The following is a 16,421-nucleotide window of genomic DNA, read 5'->3' as shown; positions in this document are numbered from 1 at the left end:
CCGGACGGTGGCGGCCCGCCGCCACGGCCGGCCGGACCTGGCTGCCGTACGGGGAGCGGAACGGACAGGGCCGCCGGTACGCAGATCACCCGTCTCGGCTACTCCTCCCAGCCCTCGGCACGGGCCGTCACCGCCAGCGCAGTCGCCGGGTCCTGGTCGGGTGACCCGGCGGGCACCCAGTGGCCCTGCTGCTTCCGGTAGGGCCACCAACGGCCGTCCCCTCCGAGGCGGATCTGGCGGTCCTCGGCGTCGACGGTCCAGCGGTTGCCCTCGGCCCTCAGCGACGGCCTTTCGTCCTCATCCCAGGCCGACTCCAGAGCGGCACGCGCGCGTGCGTGGGTCTCGCCGTCCGGAGCCCACTCCTCCTCGAGCACGGACAGGCCCGCAGCGCCTCCCAGCCGAAAGGCGAGCACGGCGTGTGCCAGCTCGTTTCTGCTGCGGCCCGAGCCCTCGGCCAGCCGGTCCAGCACGGCGCTGTCGGTTGCGCCCGCAGCCAGGCGTACGGCGTCCTGGGCGACGGTCGGCTCCAGGGCCGGCGAATGCAGCGCGGTCCCGTCCGTCAGCGTCTCGCCGAGCCACTGGTGCGCCGCCACCGCCGTCCGCCCGGCCAGGATCTCCAGCGCGGCGGGGTCGACCCCCGGCGCCGGCTGGGCCCCGGTGTCCAGGGCGGGCGGCAGGCCCGGTTCCGCGGGCAGCTCCGGCAGGGGCGGCAGCGCAGGCAGCGCGTACCCCAGCGCGTACGCCTCCGCGGCGTCCATGCCGTCCGGCGCCGACGGCCCGTCGTCGTCCGCGGTGTCACGGACCTGGAGCTCGGCGGACAGGACGCGCTCAGCGCGGCCGCGCATCAGCAGCAGTACGAAAGGGTCCTGGTCCAGCAGCCGCGCCACCACGTGGCACAGCGCCGCGGTGTGCCCGCAGTGGTCCCAGGCGCCGCAGTCGCACTCGGGCTCCAGATCTCCGATCCCGGGCAGCAGTTCGATCCCAGCGGCCGCGGCGTCCTCGGCGAGACACGGCGGCAGGTCGTGGTCCAGCAGCGCCGCCAGGTACCCGGACCGTTCGACGACGACATCCAGGAACCGGGCCCAGTCGTCGTCGGGCAGTTCCTCCAGCAGAACGTCCGCGCGGTGCGCCGTACGATCGCGGTCGTGCACCACCGCGGTGACGCGACCCGGGCGCACCGAGACCGCGCCCACCGCGCCCGCGCGGGCGAGCCGACGGCCGGTCTTCACCTGCTCGCCGTCCAGGGCCGTGTCCTCGAGCGCCTTCAGCCAGGCCTGGCCCCACCACGTGCGGGCGAAACCCCGCCCCCGCGCGGGCGGCAGCGCGGCGAACGTGCGCTCCTGGTCGGCACGGTGCCCCGTCATCGTGATCCTCCTCGCAGCTCCACCAGGTCGGCAAGCTCCGCGTCCGTCAGTTCGGTGAGCGCGGTCTCGCCCGTCCCCAGCACCGCGTCGGCCAGGTCCCGCTTGCGGTGCAGCAGGTCGGCGATGCGGTCCTCGATCGTTCCCTCGGCGATGAGCCGGTGCACCTGCACGGGCCGGTTCTGCCCGATGCGGTACGCCCGGTCCGTGGCCTGCGCCTCGACGGCGGGGTTCCACCAGCGGTCGTAGTGCACGACGTGCTCCGCGTGCGTGAGGTTCAGTCCGGTGCCCGCCGCCTTCAACGACAGCAGGAACACGGGTACTTCGCCGGCCTGGAAACGTCGGACCATGGCCTCCCGCTCGGCGATGGGTGTGCCGCCGTGCAGGAACTGCGACCGCACACCGCGTGCGGCCAGGTGCCGCTCGATGAGGCGCGCCATCCGCACGTACTGGGTGAACACCAGGACGCTCGCCCCCTCGGAGAGGATGGTGCCGAGCAGTTCGTCCAGCAGCTCCAGTTTCCCGGACCGGCCGGCGATCCTCGGCCGGTCCTCCTTGAGGAACTGGGCCGGATGGTTGCAGATCTGCTTCAGACCGGTCAGCAGCTTCACGATCAGCCCGCGGCGCGCCATGTCGTCGGCGTCGGAGATCGCCGCGAGCGTCTCGCGCACCAGCGCCTCGTACAGGCACGTCTGTTCCACGGTGAGCGACACCGCGCGGTCGGTCTCGGTCTTCGGCGGCAGCTCGGGCACGATCCCCGGGTCGGACTTGCGGCGCCGCAGCAGGAACGGGCCGACGAGCCGGGCGAGCCGCTCGGCGGCGGCCGGGTCCCGGCCGCCCTCGATGGCCGCCGCGTAGCGGGTACGGAAGGTGCCGAGCCGGCCCAGCAGTCCGGGCGTCGCCCAGTCGAGGATCGCCCACAGTTCGGACAGGTTGTTTTCCACTGGCGTGCCGGTGAGCGCCACGCGCGCGCGTGCGCCGATGGAGCGCAGCCGCCGAGCCGTCGCCGAGTAGGGGTTCTTCACGTGCTGGGCCTCGTCCGCCACGACCATGCCCCACGCCACCCCGGCCAGACGCGGCGCGTCCAGGCGCATGGTGCCGTACGTGGTGAGGACGAACTCGCCGTCGCCCAGGGCCTCCAGATCACGTCCGGAGCCGTGGAAGCGCCGCACGGGCGTGCCGGGCGCGAACCTCTCGATCTCCCGCTGCCAGTTGCCCATCAGCGATGCCGGGCACACCACGAGGGTCGGTCCGGCGGACTCCGGGTCGCTCTGGCGGTGCAGATGCAGCGCGATCAGCGTGACCGTCTTGCCGAGCCCCATGTCGTCGGCCAGACAGCAGCCCAGTCCCAGGGACGTCATCCGGACCAGCCAGTCGAGCCCGCGCAGTTGGTAGTCGCGCAGGCGGGCGGCGAGCGGGGCCGGCTGCCCGACCGGTTCCCGGGCCTCCGGGCCCGCCAGCCGGTCCCGCAGGGTCGTCAGCCATCCCGTGGTCTGGACCTCGACCTGGCGACCGTCGACCTCCACCGAGCCGGTCAGGGCGGCGCCCAGCGCTTCCACCGGGCTGATCTTCCGGTCCTGCCGGTCCCGAGCGCGGCGCAGCTCTGCGGGGTCGACGAGGACCCACTGGTCGCGCAGCCGTACGAGGGGCCGGTTGGCCTCCGCCAGGCGGTCCAGCTCCTCTCGTGTGAGCCGTTGGCCATCCAGTGCGAACCACCAGTCGAAGGCGAGCAGGGCGTCGGCGGACAGGGCTGTTCGGGGATCCGGCAGTGTGCCGCCGGTGCTGCCGGAGCCGCCGTCCTCGTCCGCCGGTCCGACCGTGACACCGGAGACCAGTCCGCGGGATGGCTGGGCGGGCCAGTGCACGTCAACCCCGGCCGCGGCCAGGGTCCGGGCGCCCTCGCCGAGGAGTTCGGCGACCTCCTCGGCGGCGAGTTCGACGGCGTCCGGCACGGAGGCCGACAGCAACGGCGTCAGCGCCGGCCACGAACGGGCCGCGCGGCGCAGGGTGAGCAGGACGTCCGTCCGCACCCCGGGGCCGAACGACCCGCCCGTGCCGCCCGATCCGGCCCACACCTCGGCTGCGTCGGCGACCTGCTCGGGATCGCTGACGCCGTGCACCTGAAGCACCGCGCGGAACCGTGGCTCGGCGCCGTGCCGCCCGGCTGACTCGAGCCCGGGCACCTCGACGCGCAGCGAGATCCTCGCGCCCGCGTCGTGGCCCGCGGCGACGTCGGCGGTCCACGCCCGAAGCTCCGGAACGTGCCGTGGTTCCCTGGCGGCGTAGGCAGGACCGCCCGTGAGGAGGGGCGCGGCGGGAGAGCGGGGCAGTGTGTCGGCCATCGCGTCCAGGAAGCCCCGCAGTAGCCGCTCGGGGTCGGGCAGGCGCAGCCGCTCGGTGCCGTCGAGGGGGACGGCGTGGGCCTCCGGCGGCATCGAGGCGGCCAGCGCTCGGACGTGCTCGGCGTCCAAGCCGCGCAGCGGGGCCGCGCGCCAGGCGTCGTGGTCCCCGGCGGACAGGCAGGGCAGCAGCAGACCTCGTGCCACGAGGTGCAGGCCCAGGACGGATGCCGCGCCCCAGAACACGGTGGCGCGGTGTCCGTGCCCGGTGACACGCGCGTGCGTGAGGACCGGCAGGGCCGCACGCACGGGAAGCAGGACGGCCGGCACGGTCACCGCCTCAACGTCACCGCCTTCGGGAAGTACGACCGTCATCTCCCTGACGGGTGCTGGGACCGCGGCCGGGGGAGTACGGCCGTCGGGGAGCCAGAAGGCGACCCGGCCGGCGCGGGCGGGGTCAGCGGGCACGAACACTGCACAGCAGTGGGCCAGTTCGGAGATCTCGGTCGGTGATGCCGCGGGAGTTCTCTGCACAGCCAAGCCGATTCCTCAAATTTGACTAGTTGGAGTTGGGTCGCCGAGGGTACAGCACATCGGCGGCCCACCGGGAACGATCCGTGCGGTGGCGTGGGCCACCGCACGGACGCGGGGTTCAAGGGCGTAGTGGACCGGGGTGTCGCGCGAGGCCGAGGAGAGTCAGCCCGGCGCGACCAGTAGGGGTGCGCCTCAGGGACGTCTCGGGGTCGCGGTCCGGAACCGCCGGGAGCGCGGGCCCGTTCTCACGACAGAGAGCGGCAGTGGCCGCGAAGGAGGCGACAGATGTCGAAGAACGCGAAGATCGCCGCAGGAGGAGTGGCGGTCGGACTCATCCTGCTGATCTGGCTGCCCTGGTGGGCCGCCGTCCTGATAGTGCTCGGAGTCCCGGCCGCCGCGTACCTCGCCCTGGACCCCTCGCAGCGACGCCGGCTGCGCCGCGTCACCCGCAAGGAGCTCGGCCGCTGAAGCGCTACCGCCCTCGCGTGTTCCCGCCCAGGGCGCAGGAGTCGACCACATCGCCGCTCGCGGGCCTGCCGACGGTCCGGTCCGCGGGCGGCCGGACTCCGTGCTCCACCCAGGCCACCAGCGTGTCGAACGCCGACCGGTAGCAGGGCAGGATCGGCCGCAGCCGGTCGGGATGGGCGTCGTACAGCCCGTCGACGTGCGTGCCGCCCTGGATGGTGTAGTAGCGGTGCAGCCGGCCCCGTCCGCTCGCGTCGACCATGCGCGTGTACACGTCCGAGTCCGCCGCACGGGGCAGCAGCGCGTCCAGATCGCCGTGCAGCGTGATCATGGGTTTGCCGATCCGCCCGGTCAGGGCCACGCGGGCCACGGCGCGGTGCACGGAGGCGGGACGGGCGGCGTAGTCGTACACCGCGTCCGAGGCGCACGGCGCCAGGATCTGCTCCGGCGTGGTCCCGGCGGACGGCCCGGGGCAGGCAGGGTCGTAGGCCGGGTCGAACGCGGCTCGGTAGGTCTTCTGCGTCACGCCCCAGTACGCCTGCTCGTGGTACGGCCACAGGAACTCCGAGCCCCGTGCGAAGCCCACCGCGTACAGGTCCGCGTCACCGGCCGAGCCCAGGGTCCGGGCGACCGCCGTCGGCAGTGAGGTGAGCAGGTTCGGGCCGTCGGCCGTCCACAGCGCCCCCTCCCAGTCCACGCCGCCGTCGTACAGCTCCGGATGGTGCTCGAGCTGCCAGCGCGTGAGGTAGCCGCCGTTGGAGATGCCGGTCATGTAAGTACGGCGTGGCGCGTGGCCGTAGCGCTGGGCGACCGCGCGCCTGGCCGCCCGCGTGAGCTGGGTGGTGCGTGCGTTCCACTCGGCGACCGCGTCGCCGGGCCGGCTGCCGTCGCGGTAGAAGTCGACTCCGCTGTTCCCCTTGTCGGTCGCGGCGTAGGCGAAGCCCTGGGCCAGGACCCGGTCCGAGATCGCCTTGTCCGTCGCGTACTGCTTGCGGGTGCCGGGGGCCCCGGTGACCACGAGGCCGCCGTTCCAGCGGTCCGGCAGTCTGATCACGAACTGGGCGTCGTGGTTCCAGCCGTGCGTGGTGTTGAAGCGGGAGGAGTCCGGGAAGTAGCCGTCGATCTGTGTACCGGGCACCCCGGACGGTGTGCGCGTCGCCCGGGCCGTGAGCCCCGCCTGGTCGTTCGGATCGGTGTGCGGGGTACCGGCCAGCCCGGTGGTGGTCAGATCGGGCAGACAGGCGGTCTGCTGGAAGGCCGCGCCCGGTACCCGCACGCGCTCCTGGTGCGCACAGTGCCCGCCGGTGCCAGTGCCAGTGCCGGTGCCGGTGTTGGTGTCGGAGGCGGCCGCGCCGGGAGCGGGCGACGTAACGGCCGCCGCCATCAGAGCGGCGGCGACGAGCGGAATTCCTCGGGACAGACGCATGACGGCCTCCAGCGGCACGACGGACGGCGGGTACAGCACGGGCGGATGAAGCGCCCAGGGCTGCCCCATCGTGCGGACCGGTCACCCCGTCATCCATGGGTCGGCACCACATTGAGCGGGGGCTCGTCATGGGGAGGCAAGACATGCTCCGGGAGCAAGCGCCTTCTGAGCACACGAGCTCAGCCTCTGAGCACACGAGCTCAGAGGGGGCGTACCGCCAGCTTGTCGAGGGCTGCCAGCAGGCCCGGCAGCTCCGGTCCCCGGCCGATGGGCAGGACTTCGCCGGGCTCGTCGTCGAGGAGTACGAAGGCGATGTCGTCGGTGCGGGCCACCATCGACCAGCCGGGACCGTCGGCCCGCAGGGTGCGCGCGTCGCCGGGCGCGAAGGACGACCGGACCCGGCCCAGCGGCGGCGGCGCGTCCACGTACGCGCGTGCCTCCGCCAGGACGCGGCGGATGCCGCTGTGGTTCGGGGAAGCCGCGCCACCCGTCCCGTCCGGCGGCTCGCCGCTTCCCTCGGTCGACGTGCTCGACGGATCGTCATCGTTCCCGGCCTGGGCCCCCGCCCTGTCTGCCGGAGTGAGGAAGTCCGCGTCGTCGATCTGTTCTCGCCACACCGCCCACTGCAACGCGATCTCGTCGGCGCCCAGACGGCGCTGGGCCGGTCCCCAGATGCTGGTGTCGGGCGGGGACAGCGCGGGCCCGCCCGAGCAGTCCGGGGCCGGGTCGTGCGGCGCGGGCACGCCCGGAGCCGCCACGGCGAGGGCCAGGGGCCAGCCCGGCAGGGCGGCGACGACGCTGCGCTCGTCGGGCGACAGGTCGTACTCCATGCCGCAGTCCCAGGACGCGATGGCCACGGCGACCAGCGACACGTCGTCGACGACGACCGTCCACCGTGCCCCGTCGCCGTCCTGACCGAGCACCAGGCCGTACCCGTCGGCGAGCGGTGCGAGGCCGAGCGCCGCGCAGGCCTCCGGGTAGTCGTCGCCCAGAACGCTCGGGAACTGTGCGGGCGTCAGCAGCACCGCCGTGAGCACATAGAGAGCGTCGTCCGCGGCGGCGACCTCCTCGTCAGTCCCGGCCATCCCAGCCTCCCCATCGGTTCGTCCAACGGCGCGCACCCTAGTGCGAGTGGAAGGCCGTTGTCACGACTGCCGTGCACACCCGGACCTGCGGTTCTCCACCCGGAGGCCGCGGGGCCCGTGAGGTCGGACGGCGGTCAGTCCTCGCGTACGGCCAGCGCCAGGAAGCGGGCGTCCTCGTCGACGTAGGACGTCATGCGCCATCCCGAACCGGAGAGCAGCGGCCGGAGGTTGGGTTCCGCGCGCAGGTCGTCCGGCGTGATCCGCCGGCCCTGGCGGGCGGCGAGCGCCGCACGGCCGATCGGATGGAAGAGCGCCAGGGTGCCACCGGGACGTACGACGCGCCGCAACTCGCGCAGGTTCTCGGCGGGATGAGGCAGGTGCGCGATGAGGCCCGCGGCGAACACGGCGTCGAACGACCCCGACACGAGTGGCAGCGCGCCGACATCGGCGAGCAGGAGCAGCCCCTCCTGGTCCCGCCCGGCCCGTACGGCGGCTTCCAGCATGGCCCACGTGAGATCGGCGCCCACGACGATGCCCGACGCGCCCACGGCCGCGCGCAGCGGCGGCAGGGCGCGCCCGGTGCCGCAGCCCGCGTCGAGGACGCGGTCGCCCTCGCGCAGCCCGAACTCGGCGACCGCGGCCGCATAGGCGGGACCGTCGTCCGGGAACCGGCTGTCCCAGTCGGCGGCGCGGGCGGTGAAGAACTCCTGGACGTGTGTGTGGTCGTCGCTCATCGGGATTCCTCCGTAAATAACCCGGACTTCAGGCCGGGGAGGAAACGGACTCCTGCGGCGCAGGGCAGGGAAAGCCCAATCGCCGCCAGGGCGCTTCGGTGTCTACCGGCCACCGGCCGACGCCTGTAGCTCACATGAGAGCTGATAGAATGTGAGGCATGGCGCGGCTGGTCAGGCGGGCGTTCAAGTACCGCTTCCACCCCGCGGATGAGCAGGCAGCGGAGCTGTCCCCCACGTTCGGTTGTGTCCGCCTCGTCTACAACAAGGCGCTTCAGGAGCGCACCCGCGCCTGGTACCGCGAGCAGCGCCGTATCTCCTATGTGCAGTCGTCCGCCGCGCTGACGCAGTGGAAGAAAACCGAGGGACTCGACTTCCTGGCCGAGGTGTCCTCCGTTCCGCTCCAGTAGGCGCTGCGTCACCTTCAGACGGCGTTCGCCAACTTCTTTGCCAAGCGGGCCAAGTACCCGCGCTACAAGAGTCGGAAGAAGTCCCGGGCATCGGCCGAGTACACGCGCAGCGCCTTCAAGTGGCTCGCGCGCGCCATCTCGGATGCGGCCTGGGCGGACCTCCGCATGATGCTGGAGTACAAGTGCGCCTGGTACGGGCGCGAACTCGTCGTGATCGACCGCTGGTTCCCGTCCAGCAAGCTGTGCGGGGCCTGCGGCATGGTCCGCGAGAAACTGCCGCTGAACGTCCGTGAGTGGACGTGCGAGTGCGGTGCCACCCATGATCGCGACGTGAACGCGGCACGCAACCTCCTGGCCGCCGGGCTGGCGGCGTCTGCCTGTGGAGACGGTGTAAGACCTCAACGGGAGTCCTCCCGGACGGGGCGGTCGTCGGTGAAGCAGGAAACCCAGCGGGCGACCGCTGGAATCCCCCGCCTTTAGGCGGGGGAGGAAGTCAAGTTCCGCATGATCCCTCATCACCGGGGCGGACGGGTACCCGGGAAGCAGATGCTCGTCCGGCTCGTGGAGTGCGCCGGGTGGGCGGACCGCCGGATCGCACCACCCGGCTCCTCGACTCCACGGGCTGAACGGAACCGGCCGGGTGCGGCCCGACGGGCGGGAGCCCGCCGGTGGTGCGTCAGTCCGCGAGATCCTTCACCGCCACCACCTTGTCGACCCTGACCCTGACCAGGAGCTCGCCCGGCACGCCGTTGCGGGCCCCGAACTCCTCAGCGCGCTTCTCGCCCATGTAACGGCCGCCGATGCGGGTGGCCCACTGCCGGAGTTCGTCGAGGTCCTCCGACAGCCGGGCGCGGCCCTGCAGCACCACGAACGTGAACGGCGGCCGTTCGTCGTCCACACACAGGGCGACCCGGTCGTCTCGAGCCAGGTTGCGCCCCTTCACGGTCTCCTTCCCGGTGTTGAACACCACGTCGTCGCCGTCGAGCAGGAACCAGATCGGCGCGACGTGGGGGCTCCCATCGGCCCGTACGGTCGACAGCTTGCCGGTGCGGGTGCCGTACGAGACGAACGTCCGCCATTCCTCGTCGGTCATCTTCTGTGCCATGACGTCCATCCTCCTTGCCGGGACAGCGGCGGTGGGGAAGGCTGGCGGCAGATCCTCCGGAACAAGGGGGGTAGAGATCACACGGGGAGACAGCATCATGGCGCAGAACCAGACACTGAGCTGGCTGCTCGACGATCTGACCCAACGCGTGGAACACGTACGCCACGCCTTGGTCCTGTCCACCGACGGGCTGGTGACGGGGACGAGCACGGGACTGCGACGCGAGGACGCGGAACATCTCGCGGCCGTCTCGTCCGGCCTGCACAGCCTGGCCAAGGGCTCGGGACGCCACTTCGGCGCGGGCAGGGTGCGCCAGACGATGGTCGAGTTCGACGACGCGGTGCTGTTCGTCACGGCCGCCGGCGCGGGCAGCTGCCTGTGCGTTCTCAGCGGAGCGGAGGCCGACATCGGTCAGATCGCCTACGAGATGACCCTGCTCGTCAACCGGGTCGGCGAGCACCTCGACGTGGACGCCCGCCGGCCTGAAGGGACGTCGTCGACAGACCTCTGACCTGCCCCTTCGTCACCTCTTGCGGAGTTATCCACAGGCTCGTGCCGCCGATTCCCGCCACCGGCTAACGTTTTTCGCAGGTGAGCGCGAACGGCGCGATCCCGACACTCCACGGGGGAGACGAGTATGTCCGGCAACACCGTCACACATGAGGTCACGTCAACCGCCCGGAGGGCCGCCACCACGGGCCGAGCGCCCTTCTCGCAGAGCCGGGCGGCCCGTGAACTGAAGCTCAAACGAAGCGAGTTCGACCTGGCCGTGCACCTCGGCCACATCCGCACCCGTCCCGCTGAGACAGGAGGCGGCCGGCATGTCGACCGCGCCGAGGTCGAACGACTGTGCGGGCAGAAGGACTTCCCGGAGGCGCTGCGGAAGCGGGTGGCGACCGTGGGGACCAGGGAGGGCTCGGCGATCATGGAGGTGACCGCCGCCCGGTTCACCCGCCTGGCGAGACTGGGCCTCCTGGTTCCGGTCACGTTCCACCTCAACCGCTACCGGGCCGTGGTCTGGCGGTACCTGGCCGACGAACTGGTGGAGTTCGCCGCCGACGCGAAGCACGCCCCGCTACTGAGCCGGCCCCTGCCGGAGGCACTGCGGGGCCAGCTGGACACCGGCTTGGACCTGCGCCCCCGCAACTGGCGCGGACGGCACCTGGGCTTCCTGCTGCGTCAGGCCGGGGACCCGTGGGAGCGCGCGGGCGTCGTGGCCTCGCTGCTCGACCCGGTCCAGATCTCCGAGATCGTCACGGACCCCTACGAGCGCTCCCATCTGAGCCGCTTCCGGCCGCTGCCACCCGTCCATGGCGCACCCGGCTCGCCGGCCGCCCACCTCACCGAGCGGATCACGACGGCGCAGGACCTCGACGAGATCGACCGGCTCCGCGCCGACCTGGCACGGGCGGTGCGGGAAGCACGAACCCACCGGCCCGCGCCCCGCCCGGCCTCGCGGCACCCTGACCCACACCCGCACCGGGACTCACACCGGCGCGGGGACTCACACCCGCACTCGGCACGGCGCCAGCGTCCGCCCGCGTCCAAGCACCGTGAACGGTCTCAGCCGTCCGAGATCTCCCGGCGGTCACGCGGCCTGCTGGGCAGGCTCTTTTGCAGAGCCGTCTGAGCCGCGCCCGCCGGCCCCGGACCGCCCGACGGAGCGTGTCCGCCTACACCGCGCGGAACAGACCTTCCTGGACGACCGACACGAGCAGGCGCCCCTGAAGGTCGTAGATGCGCCCGCGGGCCAGACCACGGCCGCCCGTCGCGATCGGCGACTCCTGGTCGTACAGGAACCACTCGTCCGCACCGAACGGCCGGTGGAACCACATGGCGTGGGCGGAGATGGAAGCCGCGAGTGCTCGGCGACCTGCATGTTTCTGGTGTAGAGAGCGCTTGGACTCATGCTCAGCACACCATGCGCACAATCGTGCGATGGGTGGTAGCCAGCCCATCTGACAAGTTGCTGTAGGCATGCTGAGCGAATACCGCAGGTTTCCTGCGCGGAGGGGCGCCAGCAGGTTCTTCGTCTGCTGGTGGTACGGCACTTGCGCGGCTCTGACCTGTGTCGATGACGCAAGTTACTCCTGATGCGGCTTCGTTGGCCCGTCAATGGTCCGGATCTTGGCTTCTCTCATCCGCCAGTGAGGGCGAGAACTCCGGGCCAGGCCACAACCGATGGGGGACGGCGAGACACCTTCGCGTGCTTGGGGCCCTGTGGTGCGGCAGGAAGGACGGCGCTCAATGAGATGCGCCTCCGGCGCGTGCCGGTACCACATGGCACAGGTTGTAAGAAGCGTCTTGTGCGGTCCAAGAGGTCTAGCTCGGGCCCGTTTCCGCAGCTCAGGTCCTTGTGGTCCAGGTCGACGCTGTTGGTGAGACGCTTGTGATAGCAGGTGAGAGGTGAGGAACCCCCGTCGGTCGGCTCCGGCGGGGGTTTCTGCGTTCGGGGGTGGGCCTGATGCGTGGTGTTCGACGCGCTCTTGCTGTGCTCCGGCTCGCCGTGCTCGAGGTCTTTGCGTGATCGCGATTGGTCCGGTTCGCCTGTGACATGACGTCATGTCCTGTGGCCGGCCACTGAAGCAGCGCAGGCACGCAACACGCGGAGGGCACGGCGACATCAGTGGGCGTGATGCAGGGTGTGCGCGGCCCCGCCGAGTAGTTGTCGGCGGTTCGGCGCCGTGCGTCCATGCGCGGTTGCGGTCGCACATGTGCAGCACTTCCGGGTAACGGCTCGGGCCGGCCGCACCGGTTGTCGCCGGGCAGCCCCGCGACGACAACCGGGCCGGCGGGTCGTACCGGCCTCGTGGCTCATTGCCGAACCGTTGGCCCCTACGGGACGTGGCTCGCGCGTCCGGCCCGCCACCAGCCGGGTGCCACATCTTTCGGTGTTCCAACCCGCGGACGACAATTCACCTGCCGTCGATTTCAGAATCGTTCACCAGCCGAGCGCGTCGTCGTCCGCCGCGCATCCCAGCTTGGCGCGACCGGGCGCGCGTCGTGGCAGGTGAAGCCGAGTCGGGTCAGCGCCCGGCGCATCTCGGCCACCGTGAAGTCACGGCGGTTCTGCCTGGTGATCACTTCCCCGACCTGCACCACGGGGTAGACGCGGCGGTCGATGGTGACAGACACGCCGGTGACGGGTTCGGGCGGGACGCCGGTCATGGACTGTTCGACCTCGATCTTGGTTAGGTCGAAGGGGTACCGGGCGATGACACAGCGCATGGCTGCCTCCACGAAGTGGGGGAGAATGCCGGGGACGGTGACCGGGTGACGGCGGTCGGGCGGGATCGGTACGACGGTCAGGGCGTGAGAGCGAGCACGCCCAGGGCGTAGCCGTGTTCGTCGATCACGGGGGACACGTCCAGCGTCCGGACCCGCATGGCGGCCTCCGCCTCACCGAGTATCGATGTGGACGAGGTGAACGGTCCGCGGTCGAGTGGGATGTCCCGCAGCCGCGTCCGGTCGCTGTACCACGAGCCGCCGCGGTGTGCGGCGAGCTGGGCCCGGGTGACCAGTCCCGCGCACCGGCCGTCCTCGTCCCGGAGGAGCAGATGCGGGACACGCGCACTGATGAGCACGGACAGGGCCACGTCGACCGCCATGTGGTCGTCGACCTGCGGCCCGGGAGCATGCATGGCGTCACGGGCGGTCAGACCGGTGCCGTCGGCGCTGTCGAGCTGCTGTGTTCGGGGCGGAAACGTCGTCAAGGGCTTCTCCTCATCGTCGGGGCGGGCAGGAGGGCGACGGCTCGTCCCGACCGCAGGGAGCGCTTCCCCGGGCTTGAGCTATGGGTTGTTCCTCGGTGCAGGCCGACGGCCCCGGGCGGCAGCCCGGCCGCTTCCGCCACGGCCGGCCCCCTGGCCGCTCCTCCCACGGCCGGCGGCCCGGCTCCTGTGATGCCAGCGGACGGATCCCTTGCCCTCGGATCGTCCTTCGACCGGTGCGGCGAGGACGACGGCAACGCCGGAGGGGGCCCGGGCGCCGGTGATGCGCTGAAGCTCGGCCTCGCCCGGGCGGATCCGGGCGGTGCGCGGAGCGATTCCGGCGTCGCCCATCAGACGGTCCACTGCTCGCCGCTGGTGCGGCAGCACGAGGGTGACGACGGTGCCGGACTCGCCGGCGCGTGCGGTACGGCCGCCGCGGTGGAGGTAGTCCTTGTGGTCGCCGGGAGGGTCGACGTTCACGACGAGGTCGAGGCCCGTGACGTGGATTCCGCGGGCGGCGACGTTGGTGGCCACCAGGGCGGTGACGTGGCCGTTCTTGAACTGGGCAAGCGTCCGGTTGCGCTGTGACTGGGACTTGCCGCCGTGCAGGGCCGAGGCTCGTACTCCGACGGACAGCAGGTGCTTAGTGAGCCGGTCCACCGCGTGCTTGGTGTCCAGGAACATGAGCACGCGTCCGTCGCGGGCGGCGATCTCGGTCGCGGCGGTGTCCTTGTCGGCGTCGCGCACGTGCAGCAGGTGGTGCTCCATGGTGGTGACGGCTCCCGCGGACGGGTCGACCGAGTGCACCACGGGGTCGTGGAGGTAGCGGCGTACCAGGAGGTCGATGTTGCGGTCCAGCGTGGCCGAGAACAGCAACCGCTGGCCGCTCGCGGGAACTTGGTCGAGCAGCGCGGTCACCTGCGGCATGAAACCCATGTCGGCCATCTGGTCGGCTTCGTCCAGTACGGTGACGGCGACCCGGTCCAGTCGGCAGGCCCGCCGCTCGATGAGGTCCTTGAGGCGGCCGGGTGTCGCCACGACGACCTCGGCGCCGTCGCGCAGCGCACTCGCCTGGCGGCCTATCGACGTGCCGCCCACCACGGTGGCGAGCCGCAGCCGTAGGGAGCGGGCGTAGGGGGTGAGCGCGTCGGTGACCTGCTGGGCCAGTTCCCGGGTGGGGACGAGGACGAGGGCGAGCGGCTGCCGGGGCTGGGCCCGCTGTCCGTCCAGACGGGCCAGTACCGGTAGGCCGAAGGCGAGTGTCTTGCCCGAGCCCGTGCGACCCCGGCCCAGGACGTGCCGGCCGGTCAGTGCGTTCGGCAGTGTGGCCGCCTGGATCGGGAAGGGCACGGTCACGCCCTCGGTGCCGAGCGCGGCCAACAGCCTTGCGGGCATGTCTAGTTCGGTGAACGTTTCGACCGCCGGCAGCGGCTCGGTGAGGGTGACCGGCAGGGCGAACTCCTGTCGGCGCGGGGCGGAGCGTGCGCCCTGGCCAGTCTTTCGTCCGGTACCCGGACGGGGACCCTGGCGGCCCGTCCCCTGCGTACGGAAGCGGCTGCCGGAAGCGGTGCCGGTGTGACGGGGGGTGCGGTTCATGGAAGAACCTTCCTCGATGCGGCGTATCGAGGAATTCCGTCCAGCGGTGATGACCGCACGAGGATTCGCAAGAATGAGCCGAAGAAAAAGAGCCGGGCCTCGTGGCGCTGGAGCGGGGACGGCCGGCGGTCCGGAAAATCCGGAAAACGGGAAAATCAATGAGCTGGGGCCCGTGCCCCAAGAGCACGGGCCCCAGCCACATGATGCGCGAACCACTGGCTCGCGACGATTCGCGTCTGCGTCAGGCGGGAACGATGTTCTCCGCCTGCGGGCCCTTCTGGCCCTGCGTGACGTCGAAGCTAACCTTCTGGCCTTCCTGAAGCTCGCGGAAGCCTCCGTTGCTGATGATGTTCGAGTAGTGGGCGAACACGTCAGCGCCGCCGCCCTCCTGCTCGATGAAGCCGAAGCCCTTTTCCGCGTTGAACCACTTCACGGTGCCAGATGCCATATTGAATCTCCCTTGGGGGGCAGTGCCGGACTCCGCACTTTGCGGAGCCGAGTCGCCGCGATGATCACCCCTCCGGAAAGATCCGGAAAGCTCTGCAAAGAAAAAATCTCTGGCAACCAAAACTGCAACTACTCTCACGTTAACACAGGCCGGATGGAGACGGTCATACGTTTTCGGGAGCGTCCGGTAATTATCCTCCCGCGTCGGGTGTATTTCTGTAGTGGCGGGACTAGGTATCTGCGCCGTGCTCGTCCAGCTTCCGGCGTATTTCCCGGTTCAGACGCCGGGCGTCGTCGAGCCGGTCCTCAAGGGAGACGATGCGGCACGCGGGCTCGACGAGGGTGCCCTGGTCAACAAGCTCACGGGCGCGGGCGGCGATGCGCAACTGGCAGCGGGAATAACGGCGGTGGCCGCCTTCCGAACGCCGCACCCGGACGACCTGGTCGCGGACGAGCATGCGGGCCGGTGCTCCGGTCCACACCGTGCCGTTCACCCGGACACTGAGGATTCGGCCCCAGCCCCGGGGCAGGCCGGAGAGGAACTGCGGGAGTTCTGCCGGGAGATCGGAGGTGCGCGGCCACCACGCCCCGTCGATACGGCGCGGCAGGGCGCTCTCGGGCGCCAGGTACAGGCGGAGGAGGGGCGGGGCCGGTGGTGGAGGCCGTAGGCGGTCGCTCGTCATGAAGGCGTCCTGTCGAGTGGTTCGGCGCGGTACGTCGTCCTCTGCCGGGACGGTGTTCCTCGGCGGCAGGGAGTTCCTCGGCGGCAGGGAACGCGTCGGCTCGGCTCGCTGGTGCGGTCACGCGGGTCGTCGGGGCGGATCCGCTGCGCCGGGGTCGGCCGTTCGTCCCTCCCAGGCGTCCTGCGCGCTGGCGTACGCGGGGAAACGGTCAAGGAGACCGGTGCAGCGGAAGACCAGGTCCGTCGCGTGGTTGCCGTAGACGATGCGCAGCCAGCCGCTCCGGGCGCGGCAGTCGTACCAGGCATCGCACAGTGGCGTCAGGATGCTGCAGTCGGTGAAGGTTGCCTCGCTCAGGTCCACGATGAGGAGGAGCCGTCCGGGCCGGGCCGCGCGGGCTTCGGCCAGGGCGCGGGCCAGTGACGCCACGGTCTGCCTGTCCAGTTCGCCGTGTGCGCGGACAATGCGGCATTCCTCGAAGAGTGCGGGCGCTCCACCTTGCGTGGCCAACGGCTCGCGGAGGGATGGGGGG

At 71.4% G+C, this 16,421-nt stretch carries 16 protein-coding genes and 1 pseudogene; 4 read left to right on the top strand and 13 right to left on the bottom strand.

Annotation, left to right across the window (positions count from 1 at the left end):
• Positions 1-98 precede the first annotated feature (98 nt).
• Positions 99-1,364, bottom strand: coding sequence for an SWF or SNF family helicase (locus ACFY4A_RS24605; protein WP_390831504.1), 1,266 nt, complete (start codon positions 1,362-1,364; stop codon positions 99-101).
• A complete protein-coding gene (locus ACFY4A_RS24600) occupies positions 1,361-4,234 on the bottom strand; it encodes a DEAD/DEAH box helicase (protein ID WP_390831579.1) in 2,874 nt (957 codons plus the stop codon). The genes ACFY4A_RS24605 and ACFY4A_RS24600 overlap by 4 nt, the downstream gene beginning before the upstream one ends.
• Positions 4,235-4,519: 285 nt before the next feature.
• Between ACFY4A_RS24600 and ACFY4A_RS24595 the strand changes: the two genes are divergently transcribed.
• Positions 4,520-4,702 (top strand): hypothetical protein, encoded by a 183-nt coding sequence (locus tag ACFY4A_RS24595; protein WP_141363527.1) that lies wholly within the window; start codon positions 4,520-4,522, stop codon positions 4,700-4,702.
• 4 nt (positions 4,703-4,706) lie between these two features.
• Here the strand turns inward: ACFY4A_RS24595 and ACFY4A_RS24590 are convergent, their stop codons facing one another.
• The 3 genes from ACFY4A_RS24590 to ACFY4A_RS24580 form a co-directional block, all read right to left on the bottom strand.
• Positions 4,707-6,125, bottom strand: coding sequence for a tannase/feruloyl esterase family alpha/beta hydrolase (locus ACFY4A_RS24590; RefSeq protein WP_390831578.1), 1,419 nt, complete (start codon positions 6,123-6,125; stop codon positions 4,707-4,709).
• 200 nt (positions 6,126-6,325) lie between these two features.
• Complete coding sequence (locus ACFY4A_RS24585; protein ID WP_390831503.1) at positions 6,326-7,210, bottom strand: hypothetical protein; 885 nt, start codon at positions 7,208-7,210, stop codon at positions 6,326-6,328.
• A gap of 134 nt (positions 7,211-7,344) precedes the next feature.
• On the bottom strand, positions 7,345-7,944 hold the full coding sequence (locus ACFY4A_RS24580; protein ID WP_390831502.1) for a class I SAM-dependent methyltransferase: 600 nt from the start codon (positions 7,942-7,944) through the stop codon (positions 7,345-7,347).
• Positions 7,945-8,102: 158 nt separating this feature from the next.
• Here ACFY4A_RS24580 and ACFY4A_RS24575 point away from each other — a divergent pair.
• A pseudogene (locus tag ACFY4A_RS24575) lies at positions 8,103-8,831 on the top strand (zinc ribbon domain-containing protein).
• Between the two features lie 196 nt (positions 8,832-9,027).
• Here ACFY4A_RS24575 and ACFY4A_RS24570 read toward each other — a convergent pair.
• On the bottom strand, positions 9,028-9,456 hold the full coding sequence (locus ACFY4A_RS24570; RefSeq protein WP_390831501.1) for a PPOX class F420-dependent oxidoreductase: 429 nt from the start codon (positions 9,454-9,456) through the stop codon (positions 9,028-9,030).
• A gap of 97 nt (positions 9,457-9,553) precedes the next feature.
• Here ACFY4A_RS24570 and ACFY4A_RS24565 point away from each other — a divergent pair, with 97 nt between their 5' ends.
• Both ACFY4A_RS24565 and ACFY4A_RS24560 read left to right on the top strand, forming a co-directional pair.
• The gene (locus tag ACFY4A_RS24565) at positions 9,554-9,967 is read left to right on the top strand and encodes a roadblock/LC7 domain-containing protein (RefSeq protein WP_390831500.1); all 414 of its coding nucleotides are present in this window, start codon (positions 9,554-9,556) and stop codon (positions 9,965-9,967) included.
• Positions 9,968-10,093: 126 nt separating this feature from the next.
• Positions 10,094-11,086 carry a DUF6397 family protein gene (locus ACFY4A_RS24560; RefSeq protein WP_390831499.1) on the top strand — a complete coding sequence of 331 codons (993 nt, stop codon included), beginning with the start codon at positions 10,094-10,096 and terminating at the stop codon, positions 11,084-11,086.
• Between the two features lie 43 nt (positions 11,087-11,129).
• Here the strand turns inward: ACFY4A_RS24560 and ACFY4A_RS24555 are convergent, their stop codons facing one another.
• The 7 genes from ACFY4A_RS24555 to ACFY4A_RS24525 all read right to left on the bottom strand — a co-directional run bounded on the left by ACFY4A_RS24555 (position 11,130) and on the right by ACFY4A_RS24525 (position 16,399).
• Complete coding sequence (locus ACFY4A_RS24555; protein WP_390831577.1) at positions 11,130-11,414, bottom strand: acyl-CoA thioesterase; 285 nt, start codon at positions 11,412-11,414, stop codon at positions 11,130-11,132.
• 973 nt (positions 11,415-12,387) lie between these two features.
• Complete coding sequence (locus ACFY4A_RS24550; RefSeq protein WP_390831498.1) at positions 12,388-12,684, bottom strand: SCO5918 family protein; 297 nt, start codon at positions 12,682-12,684, stop codon at positions 12,388-12,390.
• A gap of 77 nt (positions 12,685-12,761) precedes the next feature.
• On the bottom strand, positions 12,762-13,097 hold the full coding sequence (locus tag ACFY4A_RS24545; RefSeq protein ID WP_390831576.1) for a CBS domain-containing protein: 336 nt from the start codon (positions 13,095-13,097) through the stop codon (positions 12,762-12,764).
• Positions 13,098-13,247: 150 nt separating this feature from the next.
• Positions 13,248-14,762: a DEAD/DEAH box helicase gene (locus ACFY4A_RS24540; protein WP_390831497.1), complete on the bottom strand. Its 1,515-nt coding sequence runs from the start codon at positions 14,760-14,762 to the stop codon at positions 13,248-13,250.
• Positions 14,763-15,003: 241 nt separating this feature from the next.
• Entirely contained in the window at positions 15,004-15,210 is a 207-nt protein-coding gene (locus ACFY4A_RS24535) for a cold-shock protein (RefSeq protein ID WP_020943091.1), read from the bottom strand.
• Between the two features lie 229 nt (positions 15,211-15,439).
• Positions 15,440-15,892 carry a DUF5994 family protein gene (locus ACFY4A_RS24530; protein ID WP_390831496.1) on the bottom strand — a complete coding sequence of 151 codons (453 nt, stop codon included), beginning with the start codon at positions 15,890-15,892 and terminating at the stop codon, positions 15,440-15,442.
• Between the two features lie 117 nt (positions 15,893-16,009).
• On the bottom strand, positions 16,010-16,399 hold the full coding sequence (locus ACFY4A_RS24525; RefSeq protein WP_390831495.1) for an STAS domain-containing protein: 390 nt from the start codon (positions 16,397-16,399) through the stop codon (positions 16,010-16,012).
• Positions 16,400-16,421 lie beyond the last annotated feature (22 nt).

It is taken from the genome of Streptomyces sp. NPDC001292 (genome assembly GCF_042896465.1).
Lineage (GTDB): Bacteria > Actinomycetota > Actinomycetes > Streptomycetales > Streptomycetaceae > Streptomyces.
The sequence above is the reverse complement of the archived record's forward strand: the minus strand, read 5'-3'. Positions and strand labels throughout refer to the sequence as shown.